A 14,330-nucleotide genomic window follows, 5' to 3' on the forward strand; every position below is an offset into this window, starting at 1 on the left:
GGGCCGCCCGCGGGACCGGGGCGGCACGACGGCCCCGGCTCGGGAGCGACTCGCGCCCGGGGTCGCCGCGCCCGTGGGCGGCCGGGGCCGGACACGGGGCCGGGCGGCCGGGCCCCTAGGGTGCGCAGCGGTCGCGGTGGATGCGGAAGTTCTCGGCCTCGTCGCCGCCCAGGTAGTACCAGGGCCAGTCGGTGACCACGTCGTCGAGGGTGGCGAACACCGCGTGGGCGAGCTCGCGCTCGTCGGCGAGCGCGAGGACCATCGCGAAGATGTTGTGGGTGCCCCGCCAGTCGCGTCGGCGCCGGTAGGCGGGGTGCAGCACGGAGCGCAGCGTCGCCTCGCGCAGCGAGGCCCGGACGGCCGGGCCGGTCAGGTAGGCGTGGTCCTCGCCGTCGGGCAGGTCGAGCCAGTGCTCCAGGTGCGCGAGGGCGACGATCTCGCCGAGCGGGCCGCCCTCGGGGGCGTCGAGCATCGTCCGGCGGGCGAAGGCGTGCATCTCCTCGTGCGAGCCGCCCCACTTGGCGCAGAGCTGCTGCAGCCGCTGCTGGTGGGAGGCGAGGTGGCCGGGGTCGCGGCGCAGCGCGGCGTCGAAGCGCGCGGTGGCGACGCCGCGGCCGAGCGAGGCGCCGCGGGCGCCGATCTGCAGGAAGAACCAGGGGGCGAGCCAGGACGGTTCGCGTTCGGCCGTCTCCAGCAGTTGTTCCTCGGCGGTGGCGAGCCGCTCGCGGAAGAGCCGCCACTGCTGCTCGGTGACCTGCTGGGCGCGCTGTCCGGTGCGGGCCTCCCAGGCCCAGGCGATGTGCCGGGCGCCGGAGAACAGCAGCAGCAGGGTGTCCTCGGGGTGCTCGGCGACGGCGGGGGCGAGCCAGCGCTCGGTGCCCTCGACGGAGGAGAGCCGGTGGAGCAGCCAGGTCAGTTCGGCGGGGTCCTCGATCTCGGTGAGAACGGAGCCGACGGCGTTCCAGTCGCCGGCCTCGGCGAGGGCGCGCAGCCGGCGCAGTTCCTCGTCGCCGTGGGAGAGGTCGAGCACCGGGGTGGGACCGTGCGGAGCCTTCCGCCCGAGGCCGCGGCTCCGACGGCCGGCCGGACCCGCCGGGGCGTCATCGGCGGATCGGCGTCGGAAAAAGGACATGGTGCGGCCCCCCTGAGACCTCGTCGACCGGGACGGTCGGCGATTCGTTCGCATGACCTGGCATCGGCCACCCGGATGCACTGCATATCACGCGCCTCCGACGTTCCGTCGACCAGCCCGGTCCCGGGGCCCGAGGGAAGGCGGGCCCCGGCCCGCGCGAACGGCCCTCCCGAGCAACCCTCCCGAGCAGCCCCCGCCGTCGCGTCCGCCCTCCCGAACAGCCCCCTGCCGTCGCGTCCGTCCGCGCGAGCGGCCCCCTGCCGTCGGCGCCGTCCGCGCCGGCCCGCACGAACGGACCCGGCCCCGCCGCAGCTGCGGTGGGGCCGGGTTCCGCGCCGTGAGGCGCCGGCGGGGGCCGGAGGCCGGATCAGACCCGGTCGGCGGCGATCAGCAGGTACTGGAAGGAGCCGTCCTTGTAGGAGTTGATGAACGCCTCCTCGATGCCGGTCACCAGCGAGGGCACGGTGGCGCGCAGCTCCCAGTACGGGAGGGTGGCCGCGGTGAGGTCGATGACGGCGTTCGGCACCAGGCGGTTGTCCGCCATCGCCTTGAAGTACTCGCGGCGGGAGTGGATGTTGCACTCGAAGTGGGCGTTGATCTGCGAGACCCACTTCGAGGGCTGACCGTAGATCGGGTTCCAGCAGCCCGTGATGGTGACGTAGCGGCCACCGACGGAGAGGATCCGGGAGTGCTCGCCGAACAGGTCCTCCAGGTCCACGTACATGCTGGACTCGTTGTTCCAGGACGCCCGGATGCTGCCGGTCTCGAACGGCATGTCCAGCATGTTGCGGACCTGGGCGTGCACCGAGCCGTCGATGCCCAGTTCCTTGGCCCGCCGGTTGCCGAACTCGGCCTGCTTGGCGGACAGGGTGACGCCCTCGACCTTGCAGCCGAAGCGCTGGTGGGCCATCACCATCGAGCCGCCGCGGCCGCAGCCCGCGTCGACCAGGGTGTGCCCGGCGCCGATGCCACCGAGGTTGTCCAGCAGAACGTCGGTCTGCGCGGACTCCAGCCGGTGCAGCTCGGCGACGAGCTTCTTCTCGCGCTCGCTGTCGTCCGGCGCGCCCAGTGCGGACTGGTCGACCGCGCCGATGCCGTAGTGGTGGTGGTAGAGGCCGTCGACATCGCCGAGACGAAGGTTCACCGGCCGGGCCTCGTGGTCCCAGTACCGGGCGATGTCGCCCTGGTACGGGGTGGCCGGCCCGGGGACGGCGGTGCGGTTCACGGGGGTGGTGTCGGTGACGGACACGGTTCAGCTCCTTGGTTACCAGAAGTCGGGCAGGCTGTAACGGAAAGTGTTGGTCTGATGCCAGTTGTGGTTGCCGTCGACCCATGCGGCGACGCCGCGCAGGAAGCGCACCACGACCGGGACGGGGCAGGTGGCGACGAGTGCGGCCGCCTCCGCCTCGAAGGCGTGCATGAGTTCGTTGTGCACCTCGACGGCCTTGAGGTAGCCGTCGCGGTCGTCGAGGCCCTCGCGCTCGGAGATCACCACCGGCAGGTTCAGGTGGACGCCCGGGCTCGACAGCTCCTTGGTGTACGAGTACAGGTCGTTCACGATCGTGGTGGCGTTCGACGCGAGCGAGATGACCCGCTGCATGGCGGGGCGGGCGTGCAGGTCACTGGGCAGCTCGTAGCCGCCGACGGTGTCCGTGATGGTCGGGCAGGGACGGAAGTTGTTGAACTGACGCATCGCCAGGTACTCCCAGACCTCCGGAATGTGGCCCTCCTGGGCCCATGCGCCCTCGGCGAGGTAGCCGAGGTGCAACCGCGCCATGTCGTGCCGGAACCGGTCCGACTGGGAGGCGGTGGCGCTCCGGTCGAAGTGGTCCATCGCCGAGCGGTAGGCCCGCCGGGGCGCGTCCGCCGTCAGGGACTCCGCCCAGGCCCCCTGGTACTCCGCGGTGGTGTGCAGCGGGTCGAGCGCGGTGTGCGCGAGCAGCAGCCGACTGCCGAGGCCGATCGGCGAACCGCCGTGGTCCTCGCAGTAGTAGTCGTCGACGGCGTTCTCGGCGACCATCAGCCGGGTGGCGATCATGACGTGGTCGACGCTGGGCGCGTCGGGGTGGCAGCCGACCATGTAGCGGCTGACCGAGAATCCGTCGAACTCCTCGGCGTAGTCCGGCGGGTAGAGCTGCACCTCGTCCTCGGCCCACAGTTTGATCCGCCGACTGACCTCGGCGACCCGCTCCGCGTCCGGCTCGCCCACCGGGTGGAAGTACAGTCCCGGGATCGGGTCCCCGCTCCTCGGGCCGGCCTTCCCCGCCCCGCCCTCGGCCGGCCCCGTTTGCTGACTCGACGTCAACCTCACTCCTGAGGTGCCGATTCCGCTCGGACCGCGGAGGATCTGCTCCAGCGCCGTCCCGCTCATGACCGCACCGCCGCCCTGCGGCCGGGGTACGGGTGGTGCGACGTCTGCGGTGTCTCGCTGCTCGTGGCCACGGGCATGGGAGAACCTTCCTCTGTGAAGGGGGACACGTCATGACGGGCCGTCGCCTCGTCCCGAAGAAGGGGATCTCCCGTGCGGCGGGGCCCCGTCTCGCTTGCTGCCCAACCGTAGGCGGGGCGGAACGATCTGAGCCGCTTTGCATGATCCTGTGCACTCGAAAGGGTGAACGTTCACGTGAGTCGCGTTTGAAACGGCGCGTCCGATGATCGGTTCGGACCGCCCTCGCCGAGCGCCCCCGCCGGCCCCGCGTTCCCCTCCCGCCCCGCCGGCCCGCGTTCCCTTCCGGCCCCCGGGTCCCGCCCCGGTTCTCAGCCCCGCGGGGCGTCGGCCGGGTCCGCCGCGGCGACCGGCACGTCCGGGTGCCGGAACCAGGAGCCGTCGACCGCCCACTGGACCAGCATCAGCACCACGCCGAGCAGCAGCGCCCCGATGCCGATCACGGTCACCCCGCCCGTCTCGCCGAAGACCGGCAGGTCGATCGAGGTCGAACCGTAGTCCGGGTCGGCGTAGACGTCGAAGGCCCCGTAGCAGAAGAAGTACAGCAGCATCAGACCGCCGAGCAGCGGCATCAGGCCCTTGAAGACGAAGTCCCGCACGCTCCGGGTGAGCACCCTGCGGTAGTACCAGACACAGGCGAAGCCGGTCAGGCCGTAGTAGAACGCGATCGCCAGACCGACCGAGGCGATCGAGTCGGCGAGCACGTTCCCGCTGATCGCGGTGAGGAGCACGTAGAACGCGATCGAGGCCAGGCCCATGGCGACCGTGGACCAGGTCGGGGTGCGGTGGCGCGGGTGCACCCGGGCGAACTGGCGGGGCACGGCCCGGTGCGCGGCCATCGAGAAGGTGGTCCGGGCGGTCGGCAGGATGGTGGTCTGGGTCGAGGCCGCGGAGGAGGTCAGGACCATGAAGATCAGGAGTTTGGTCAGGAACCAGCCGAGACCCGCGCTGCCGAACACCGCGCCGCCGAGCGAGGACAGCACGTCCCCGGCGTTGTCCGCGTTGCCGAGCCCGATGCCGTCCGTCCCGATGCCCGCGAACGCCTGCGCCGAGGTGGCGACCAGGGCGTAGATGAGCAGCAGCAGGACGGTGGAGATGACGGCGGCCCGTCCCGGGGTGCGCGCCGCGTCCTCGGTCTCCTCGTTCACGGACACGGCGGTGTCCCAGCCCCAGTAGATGAAGACGGCGGCCAGGATGCCGGCGGTGAAGGCCGTCGTGGAGGTCACCTCGAACGGGTTGAACCACGACCCGCTGATGTGGATCGCCGTGGCCGGGGGGTGGTCGCCGTACACCTTGACCAGCGCGGTGACGGAGAGCAGCACCAGCATCACGACCTCGACGCACAGCAGCCAGCGCTGGAGGGCGGCCGAGATCTCGATGCCGACGTAGCAGATAGCCGTCATCACGATGATCCAGACGACTCCGGCGATCGTCGTCCACACGGTGCTCTCTGCCAGTCCGTCGAAGCCGAACAGCCGGAAGCCGTAGACGCCGGCGATCTGGGCGAGGTTCGCCATCACGATGATGTCCGCGATCACGATGCCCCAGCCGCCCATCCAGCCGGTGCGCGGCCCGAAGGCCCGCGCGCCCCAGGTGAACGTGGTGCCGCAGTCGGGGTCGGAGGCGTTGAGCTCCTTGTAGGCGTACGCGATCAGCAGCATCGGGATGAAGGCCAGGACGGTGATGATCGGCGCCTGCAGGCCGACCCCGACCACGATGATGCCGAGCGTCGCGGCCAGGCTGTAGGCCGGGGCGGTGCTGGCGATGCCGATGGCGACCGAGGAGACCAGGCCGAGGGCGCCGGTCTTCAGGCCCTTCTCACCGGCGCGGGAGCTGACGACAGTGGGCGCGGCGGGCGGCGGAGTGTGTCCGCCGTGGGGTTCCTGCACGTTTCCCACCCCCTGATCCTGCACGCAGAGGTACTGACGGGGTCGATGGATTCAGCGTACGCCCGGAAGCGGTGGCTCTCCTGCCGGGTGTCCGCCCGGTCACGGTCAGCGGTGCTCGGGGTTCTCGAAGTCGAAGCGGCAGCCGGCGTCCCATTCGGAGCGCTGGTTGCCGTGGGCCGGGATCCCGCCCGCGTCCTTGATCATCCGGGCGAGGTGGAGCAGGTTCCAGGTCATGAAGGTGGCGTTGCGGTTGGTGAAGTCGTTCTCCGGGCCGCCGGAACCCGGGTCCAGGTACGAGGGCCCCGGGCCGGCCTCGCCGATCCAGCCCGCGTCGGCCTGCGGCGGGATCACGTAGCCCAGGTGCTGGAGGCTGTAGAGGACGTTCATCGCGCAGTGCTTCGCGCCGTCCTCGTTCCCGGTGATCAGGCAGCCGCCGACCCGGCCGTAGTAGGCGTACTGGCCGTGCTCGTTGAGGATCGAGGAGCAGGAGTACAGGCGCTCGATCACCCGCTTCATCACCGAGGAGTTGTCGCCGAGCCAGATCGGTCCGGCCAGGACCAGGATGTCGGCGGCCATCACCCGGCTGTAGAGAATCGGCCAGTCGTCGGTCTCCCAGCCGTGCTCGGTCATGTCCGGCCAGACCCCGGTGGCGAGGTCGTGGTCGACCGCGCGGACCTCGTCGACCCGCACGCCCTGGCGTTCCAGGATCCCGGTGCTGACGTCGATCAGCCCCTGGGTGTGGCTGCGCTCGGGCGAGCGCTTGAGGGTGCAGTTGATCACCATGGCGGTCAGATCGTCGTACCGGGTGGGTGAGGAGGACATCGGCGGCCTTTCCAGGTCCCTCGACGGGTCGGGTCATCCACCACTCCACCCCGGGCCCGCGCCGCCCGCACGCCGGGATCCGCCGACCGGCGCCGGGGCCGGGCCCGGGGCCGGGGCGGCCCCCGGGACCGGGGTGACCAGCAGCCGTCCGGCCAGCGCCGTGCCCGCCGTGACGGCGGCGAGGGTGGCGTCGAACAGCGGCCGGATGTTGCGCTGCTGCCAGAGCGAGAGGGTGGCGGCCCAGGCCGCCTCGCGGGCCCGGGCGGTCGAGAACGCCCCCACCAGATGGCGCAGCGGCCCGGCCGCCCCGGCGGCGGCCCCGGCGATGTCCCGCTCGAACGCGGCCCGCTCCTCCGTCTCGGCCCGCACCAGCAGCTCGCCGATCAGGAGGTAGTCCTCGTGCACCGGCGGGGTGTCCGGCGTGGTGCGGCGTTCGATGCAGGTCTCGACGACGGCGAGCGGCAGGTCGTGGCCGAGATGGGCGTTGGTCCCGGCGAAGGCGAACTGGACCGGCCACACCCTCCGGTCGTCGCGCGCGTCGACCAGCGGCTGCCAGGCGTCGCCGGCCTCCCGGCCCGCCCCGGCGGCGTCCAGCACGTCGAAGTACTGGTTGGCGAGCAGGACCCCGAGCCGCTCGACGAACGCCGGGTCCCGGACCTCGCCGGCCGTGATCCGCCGCTCCACCAGCGCGGCCACCCGCAGGTGCATCCGGTTGAAGCAGGCGATCCCGTCCGCCGGGTCCAGTCCCGCCCCGATCGCCCGCATCCGCTCGACCACCTCGTCGACGCTCTGCGCGGGCCTGGCGTGTGACTGAGCCATGGTTGCGGTCCTTCCGTCGCGGTTCTCCGGCTGTCACCTATACACACCGCCGCCGCCCGGGCTCCGCCGCCCCGGTGCACGCCCCGCCACCGTCACCCGATCCGATCAGTCGGCCCGCCGGGCCGGGGCCCGTCAGCCGGTCGCCTCGTCCGCCGCTTCCCCCGCCGCCGCGACCAGGCCGGTGACGGTCGCGGTGAGGATGCGGGCCAGCCGGGGTTCGACCTCGACCACGGCGTGGGCGAGGCGGGGGTCGCCGCGGTAGAGGGCGGCGACCTCGGGGCCCGGGTTGGCGATCTGCCAGAGCGCGCCGGCGAGCGAGACGGCGGTGGCGACGAGGTCGGTGACGTCCCGCTCGTCCAGGGCCGGCAGCCGGTCGCGGACGGCCGCCGTGATCGGCTCGCGGGCGGCGAGGGTGGCGAGCTTGAAATCGCGGACGGCGCCGAGGGAGACGTTGCGCTCCAGGTTGAGCGGAGCGTGGGCGAGCAGGTCGCAGAACGGCCCGCGGGCGGCGAGGGTGGCGGCGAAGGCCCGCGCCACCGGGGCCGGGCCCGGGTCGGCGGTGTCGCGCAGGCGCGCGGACAGCGCGCGGGACCACTCGTCCCAGCCCTCCGCCGTCAGGCGCAGGAAGATCTCCTCGCGCGTCTCGAAGTAGCGCAGCAGCGCCGACTTGTGCATCCCCACCGCGGCGGCGATGTCCGTCAGCGACACCTCCCTGATGCCGCGCTCGCGGCCGAGGGAGCGGGCCGCCTCCAGGATCGCGGCCTCGCGCCGCCGCTTGGCCTCGGGCGAGCGGGCGCGCTGGAACTCCGGTGCAGTCACCCGTCCATCGTAGCGCAACGCCGTTGCACTATTAGCGCAACGGTGTTTTACTAATGGCATGGACAACGAGGACAGCAAGGTCTGGTTCATCACCGGCAGCTCCCGCGGCTTCGGCCGCACCCTCACCCGCGCGGCCCTGGAAGCCGGGCACCGGGTGGCGGCCACCGCCCGCCGCCCCGAACAACTCGACGGTCTCGCGAAGGAGTTCGGGGAGCGGATCCACCCGATCGCACTCGACGTCACCGACCCGGCGGCGGCCCGGGCGGCGCTCGCCGAGGCCCGCAACCGGTTCGGCCGGATCGACGTGCTGGTCAACAACGCCGGCTACGCCAACGTCTCGCCGATCGAGACCACCGAGGACGAGGACTTCCGGGCCCAGTTCGAGACCAACTTCTGGGGCGTCTACCACGTCACCAAGCCCGCGATCCCGCTGCTGCGGGAACAGCGCAGCGGGCTGGTGATCCAGTTCTCCTCCGTCGGCGGACGGGTCGGCGGGTCCCCGGGGATCGCCTCCTACCAGGCCGCCAAGTTCGCCATCGACGGGTTCAGCCGCGTCCTGCGCGCCGAGACGGCGCCGTTCGGGGTGAAGGTCCTGGTGGTCGAACCCAGCGGGTTCCGCACCGACTGGGCCGGCTCCTCGATGACCGTCCACGAGGTCCCGGCGGCCTACGAGGAGACGGTCGGCGCCGTCAACGCCCGGCTGCGGCAGGGGGGCGACGGCGCCGCAGGCGACCCGGTCCGCGCGGCCGGGATCCTGGTCCGGATGGCCGACCGCCACGACATCCCGGACCACCTGCCGCTCGGGGTCAACGCGGTCGAGTACTCCCTCGCCCAGGACCGCCGGCTCCTCGCCGAGGACACCAGGTGGCGCGAGGTCGCCCGCTCCGCCGACTTCGCCGAGCCCTACCCGGTCGCCTTCCCGCCGGACGCCGCCGCGGCCTGAGCCACCGGGGCGTCCGCCCGGGGCCTGCTGTCGTCCGGCGGGAAGGCGGCCGGCGGCCGGCGGCCGGGAGCCCCCGGACGACAGCGGGTCCCGGGCCGGGGAGCGCGCTGCTCCCCGGCCCGGGACCCGTTCGTTCCCGGCCTCGGCTACTGCTTCGAGGCCACCGACACGTAGTCCACCCGCATCGGGTGCCCCGGCTCGGTGGCCGGGGTGACGGAGCCGCCGAAGGCGGCCGGGAGGTTGCCGCCGACGGCGACGTTGAGGATGAGGAACAGCCCCCGGCCGACGGCCCGGTCCCAGGTCGCGCGGTCCATCTGGGCGGCGGTGACCCGGTGGTGCTCCCGGCCGTCGAGGTACCAGCGGACCGCCTCGGCGCCCGGCTTCAGGTCCACCTCGACCGCGTAGCGGTGGAAGCCGCCGCGGCACTCCGCGCCGCAGGGCTGGTCACCGGAGCCGAGGCCGCGCGGCTCCTGGCACGGTCCGCCGTCCAGCACGCCGCAGTGCATCGTGCCGAAGACCGCGTCCCGGCCGTTGACCTGCTCCATGATGTCCAGCTCGCCGATGGCCGGCCAGCCGGTGTAGCCGTTGCGCAGCTCCCCGCCCAGGGTCCAGAAGGCGGGCCAGTAGCCGGCGGCGGCCGGACCGGTGACCTCGGGCAGCGCGATCCCGGCCTCGATCCGCAGCACACCGCCGGGCGGCGGCGCGAGGTCGGCGCGGCGGGACTCGATCCGGCCGGAGGACCAACGGCCCTGCGCGTCCCGGGTGGGCACGATCTCCAGCGCGCCCCGGCCGTCGAGCCGGACGTTGTCGGTCGAGTCGGTCATGGTCTCGACCTCGCCGGTCCCCCACTGCGCGGCCGGGCAGCCCGGGTAGCAGGTGCCGAGATCGTACTGCCAGTTCACGGCGGACGGTCGACTGCCGGACGGGCCGTCGAAGTCGTCGCGCAGCAGCTGGGTCCAGCCCGACCCGTCGGGTGCCGGAGCGGCCGCGGCCGTCCCGGTGCGCGGCGGCAGGGCGCCCGTGTCCGTCAGCACCCGCTCCAGCCGGGGCGTCAGGACGACGGCCGCGACGTTGGTCAGGTGCGTGTCGTCGCGGTAGAGCAGGATGCGTTCCAGGACGGCCGGGCAACTCCGGCCGTTGCCGGGGCAGATGACGTCGTTGACCGAGACCGCGCTCACGCCCGGCAGCCGGCCGGCCGCGATCTCGTCGGCGAGCGGGTCCGCCCAGAGCGCCTTGTCGCGCGGGAACTCGCAGGACGCCGGGTCGTCGGTGTGGCCGGAGACGCAGGCCGGCACGTCCGTCCCGGGGATCGGGGTGTCGCGCAAGTAGACGATCGGGACGCCGAGTTCACGCAGCGGAGCGAGGGTCTTCGCCCAGCCCTGGAGCACCAGGTCACGGTCGTCGGTGTACCGGTTGAGGGTGGAGACCACGATCAGCCGGGGCTTGGGTCCCTCCGTCAGCCGGGTCAGGGCGTTCGCCCGCCAGGTGTCGCACTCGCGGTAGGTCCGGCCCAACTGCGGGTTCACCACGGTCAGCTCCGGCAGCGGGCAACCCTGCTTGACCAACTCCTCCAGCTCCCAGCGCCGTTCGGCCGCGATGGCGAGCAGCGAGGAGAACCACTGGCCGGCGTGCGAGTCGCCGAGCAGCACGATCCGGTCCGGGCTGCCGACCACGCCGAAGCGGCAGTCGGGGCTGGTGGTGGCCGCCGGGTCGACCTCGCACTCGCCGTCCGGCGGGAAGTCCTTGCGCGCCTGGACGGCGTCCGGCACCACCGGCGGACCGCCCTTGGCCGGGGCCGCGGCGCGCACCAGCAGCGAGGTGCCGTCCGGCGAACCGGGCGGCAGCCCCTGGAGGTCGACCGGCGCCGCCGGGCCGAGCAGCCGGAGCGTCCCGGTGCCGACGACCAGCGCCAGCACCACCGGGATGACCACCGCGGCGAGCCCCAGGGACAGTCCACGGCGCGGGAGTTCGGAGACGGTGCGGCTGTGTCGCAGCGGCTGCTCGACCCACCGCATGACGGCCGCGGCGGGCAGGGCCGCGGCGGCGGTGAGCGCCACCTTCACCGGCCAGTCCAGCGGGCCGAACTTCGCGCCGACCAGGACCAGCACCGGCCAGTGCCACAGGTAGAGGTTGTAGGAGAGCCGGCCGATCGCGCGCGGGAGGCGCAGGCCGAGCACCCGGTCCACGCCGAAGCCGGACGCCGCGCTCCCCTCCCGCCCGGGCGTGCCGGCCAGGATGACGGCCGCCGTGCCCAGGGTCGGCACCAGCGCGGCCCAGCCCGGGTACGGGGTACCGCTGTCGTACGCGAACACGCACCACACCACGGCGGCCGCACCGCCCCAGCCGACCGCCGCCCGCAGCGGGCGCGGCCCGCTCAGCAGGTGCCAGGGCAGCAGGGCCAGCAGCGCGCCGACCCCGAACTGCCAGACCCTGGAAGGCGTTCCGAGGTAGGCGAGCGACACGGCGTCGTGCGTCCAGTGCAGCGAGAGCGCGAAGGAACCGACGGTCAGGACGGCGGCGAGCGCCGCCGCGACCGGCCGCAGCGACCGTCCGCGCCCGTCCGCCCGGCCGCGCCGCAGCACCCGCAGCACCAGATAGGCGGTGAGGGCCAGCAGCGGACCCCAGGCCAGGTAGAACTGCTCCTCCACGGCCAGCGACCAGAAGTGCAGCAGCGGGCTCTCGTCCCGTCCGGCGGCCAGGTAGTCGGTCTGCTGGGCGACGAAGCGCCAGTTGCCGACCGAGAACGCCGCCGCGAGCACGTCGTACTCCAGGTCGGCGCGGCGCAGCGGCACCGTCAGCCAAGCGCCGAACAGCGCCACCGCGCCGAGCACGATCGCGGCCGAGGGCAGCAGCCGGCGGGCCCGGCGGGAGAAGAACTCGCCGAGCCGGATCCGGCCGGTAGTGGTGGCCTCGCGCACCAGCAGGCCGGTGATCAGGTAGCCGGAGACGACGAGGAAGACGTCGACCCCGACGAATCCGCCGGCCATCCCGGGGACTGCGGCGTGGAAGGCGAGGACGGAGAGCACGGCGAGTGCGCGCAGGCCCTCGATGTCGGGGCGGAACCCGGCCCGGCCACGCGCCCGGCCCGGGGCATCGGAACCCCGGGAGAGGGCGCGGCCGAAGCGGCCGCCGCGACCGGCCTGGCCGGCGGCGGTGCGCCGGCCGGGGATGGTGAAGGCGTCCGGCGCGAGCTCGGCCACGACGGCCGACGGCTCGGGCGAGGGGTGCCGTTCGGAGGACTCGGGGGATGACGAGTCGGGGGACGACGAGCCGGGAGGCGACGAGTCGGGGGGTGATGACTCGCGCGGTGACGACTTGGGAGGTGACGACATGGACGAAGGCGACCTTTCAACCCAGCCAGGGCAGCATCGGACGGACCCAGCCGGACGCGAGCAGCGCGGTGAGTACGAGCGTGGCGGTGGCGGCCAGCCCCTCCGGCCAGCGGCGGGGCAACATGCCGGACCGGGGCGCCTTCGACCCGGTGGAGACGTCTTCGCGGTGGGCGGTGCCGCGCACCTCGCGGACGAGGTCGCGGATCAGCGGCAGGCCGATCTGCGCCTGCACCGCGAGGTAGAGCCCGAGACCCCAGTTCGGGGCCCATCCGTACTGAACGACGGCCAGACCGAGACCGACGGCCGCGGCGGCGAGCGAGCCGCACAGCCAGACCAGGGAGACCAGCACGACCTTGCGCGCCATCCCGCCGGAGCGGGACTTGCTCCGCGCCGCGGGCGCGGTGGCCCCCGCCGCGTCCGCCCCGGCGGCGCCGGTCGGCACCCAGGCGGCGCTGCGCCCGCGCAGGGTGTGCCAGAAGGCGACCCCGGCGGCGACGCCCATCAGCACGTTGGAGCGGATCACCTCGATCCGCCAGCGGGTGCGACTGACCCGGGGCATCAGCACGTGCCAGAGCCAGAGCGGCGCGAGCATCGGCAGCATGTGCCAGGGCCGGATCTGCTCCGGGTACCAGAACATCATCACCAGCGGCGGCAGTGGCGCGACGAAGATGTTCACGGCGGCGGCGAGGTAGCCGACGATGCCCTCGTAGAAGCACAGGCGCATCCGCCAGGGCGCGCCGATCCGCTTGAGCTCGGGCGAGCCGAGCAGGTGCAGGTTGCCCATCGCCCAGCGGTACTGCTGGTTGACGTACGAGGAGAGGTTGTCGGGCGAGGTGCCCTTGGCGACCAGCACCGGGACGTACAGCGTCCGGTAGCCCTTGGCGTACAGGCCGAGCCCGGTGAAGAGGTCCTCGCTGTGGTCGAGCCGGGCGAACCCGCCGGCCCTGTCGATCGCGACCCGCCGGTAGACGGCGTTGCTGCCGCAGCAGATGGCGGCGTCACTGGCGTCCCGGGAGGGCTGGATCCAGCGGAAGAACCACTCCTGCGCGGCACCCGCGGCGCGCTCGATCCAGCTCATCGACTCGTCCGTGTCGAAGCACTGCGGGCTCTGGACGATGCCGATCCGCGGGTCCGCGAAGTACGGGACGAGGTGGCGCAGGAAGTCGGGCCGGGGCGCGAAGTCCGCGTCGAGGATGGCGATGAGTTCGCCGGTGCTGAGCGTGAGCGCGTGGTTGAGGTTGCCGGCCTTCTTGAGGTGCCCCCGGTCGGGCCGCACCACGTAGCGGTACCCGTGCGCGGCCGCCAGGTCGGCGACCTCCGTCCGGTCGGCGTCGTCGAGCACCCACACGGTCAGCGCGCCGGGCCAGTCGACCGCGGCCACCGCCCGGTAGGCGTTCTCCAGGATGTCCAGCGGCTCGCCGCAGGTCGGGAGGTAGAGGTCGACGGTCGGCAGTTCCTCCGGCGCCCACGCGTGCACCAGCACCTCGTGGGACTGCCGGGTGAGCCTGCGCTGCCGCAGGCTGTTGACCGAGGACAGCGCCAGCGCGACGACGTTGAGTCCCAGCACGGCGAGGAACACCCACAGGGCGGGCGTCCTCAGCGCGAAGGTGAACATCGTCCCGGCGGTGAACACGAACGCCGCCGAACTGGCGACCAGTACCCACCTGCGCTGCGGGCCGAAGTACCAGTAGAGCTCCTGGTCGTCCGGCGGTTGCGGCAGATGCGTCGGAGGAGAGGAGGAAGAGGTAGAAGAAGACGAAACGGACATTACTTGTCGGACAGTCATATGGCCCCCACAGCCGTGTTTCTGACAGCTCCAGAGGTCACAGTACCGCATTGGTATAGACCATTGGTCCACACATCCGGAGGCCGGACGTCACCTCCGGGCCACCTCTCCCCCGTCCGTGAAGCAGCAGGTCACGGGGGCGTTAACACTCCTCCAACAACCGTCCCGCGCGGGTTCCCGGACCCCCTGGAACACCACCGGAAACGCCAGTGGGGGGGGGGCCCGCGGGCCCCGGGGGGCGCCCCCCCCCCGGCGGGGCGCCCCCCCCCCCCGCCGCCCGCCCCCGCCCCCCCCCCCCCCCACCCCCCCCCCCCCCCGGGGGCGGGGGGGACGCCCGCCCCC

9 protein-coding genes and 1 pseudogene are annotated in these 14,330 nt (G+C 73.1%); 1 reads left to right on the forward strand and 9 read right to left on the reverse strand.

What is annotated here, in order from left to right; translation table 11 throughout:
• Nucleotides 1-115 precede the first annotated feature (115 nt).
• The 7 genes and pseudogenes from ACIQ9P_RS29250 to ACIQ9P_RS29280 all read right to left on the reverse strand — a co-directional run bounded on the left by ACIQ9P_RS29250 (nucleotide 116) and on the right by ACIQ9P_RS29280 (nucleotide 7,927).
• Entirely contained in the window at nucleotides 116-1,030 is a 915-nt protein-coding gene (locus ACIQ9P_RS29250) for a hypothetical protein (protein WP_402362502.1), read from the reverse strand.
• 469 nt (nucleotides 1,031-1,499) lie between these two features.
• Nucleotides 1,500-2,381, reverse strand: coding sequence for a geranyl diphosphate 2-C-methyltransferase (locus ACIQ9P_RS29255; protein WP_402362505.1), 882 nt, complete (start codon nucleotides 2,379-2,381; stop codon nucleotides 1,500-1,502).
• Between the two features lie 15 nt (nucleotides 2,382-2,396).
• Nucleotides 2,397-3,368 (reverse strand): annotated as a pseudogene (locus ACIQ9P_RS29260) (family 2 encapsulin nanocompartment cargo protein terpene cyclase); the annotation flags it as partial.
• Nucleotides 3,369-3,889: 521 nt separating this feature from the next.
• Nucleotides 3,890-5,476 carry an APC family permease gene (locus ACIQ9P_RS29265; protein WP_402362508.1) on the reverse strand — a complete coding sequence of 529 codons (1,587 nt, stop codon included), beginning with the start codon at nucleotides 5,474-5,476 and terminating at the stop codon, nucleotides 3,890-3,892.
• A 96-nt stretch (nucleotides 5,477-5,572) separates the two neighbouring features.
• A complete protein-coding gene (locus ACIQ9P_RS29270) occupies nucleotides 5,573-6,289 on the reverse strand; it encodes a flavodoxin family protein (protein ID WP_402362511.1) in 717 nt (238 codons plus the stop codon).
• Between the two features lie 33 nt (nucleotides 6,290-6,322).
• Complete coding sequence (locus tag ACIQ9P_RS29275; RefSeq protein ID WP_402362514.1) at nucleotides 6,323-7,108, reverse strand: DUF5995 family protein; 786 nt, start codon at nucleotides 7,106-7,108, stop codon at nucleotides 6,323-6,325.
• Nucleotides 7,109-7,240: 132 nt separating this feature from the next.
• Nucleotides 7,241-7,927, reverse strand: coding sequence for a TetR family transcriptional regulator (locus ACIQ9P_RS29280; RefSeq protein WP_402362517.1), 687 nt, complete (start codon nucleotides 7,925-7,927; stop codon nucleotides 7,241-7,243).
• A 58-nt stretch (nucleotides 7,928-7,985) separates the two neighbouring features.
• Here ACIQ9P_RS29280 and ACIQ9P_RS29285 point away from each other — a divergent pair, with 58 nt between their 5' ends.
• On the forward strand, nucleotides 7,986-8,870 hold the full coding sequence (locus tag ACIQ9P_RS29285; RefSeq protein ID WP_402362520.1) for an SDR family NAD(P)-dependent oxidoreductase: 885 nt from the start codon (nucleotides 7,986-7,988) through the stop codon (nucleotides 8,868-8,870).
• Between the two features lie 146 nt (nucleotides 8,871-9,016).
• On the opposite strand, the gene ACIQ9P_RS29290 is transcribed toward ACIQ9P_RS29285, so the two are convergent.
• Together ACIQ9P_RS29290 and ACIQ9P_RS29295 are read right to left on the reverse strand one after the other, a co-directional pair.
• Nucleotides 9,017-12,070, reverse strand: coding sequence for an acyltransferase family protein (locus ACIQ9P_RS29290; RefSeq protein ID WP_402362523.1), 3,054 nt, complete (start codon nucleotides 12,068-12,070; stop codon nucleotides 9,017-9,019).
• A gap of 148 nt (nucleotides 12,071-12,218) precedes the next feature.
• Nucleotides 12,219-13,970: a glycosyltransferase family 2 protein gene (locus ACIQ9P_RS29295; protein ID WP_402362527.1), complete on the reverse strand. Its 1,752-nt coding sequence runs from the start codon at nucleotides 13,968-13,970 to the stop codon at nucleotides 12,219-12,221.
• Nucleotides 13,971-14,330 lie beyond the last annotated feature (360 nt).

Source organism: Kitasatospora sp. NPDC094019 (assembly GCF_044764505.1).
GTDB lineage: Bacteria > Actinomycetota > Actinomycetes > Streptomycetales > Streptomycetaceae > Kitasatospora.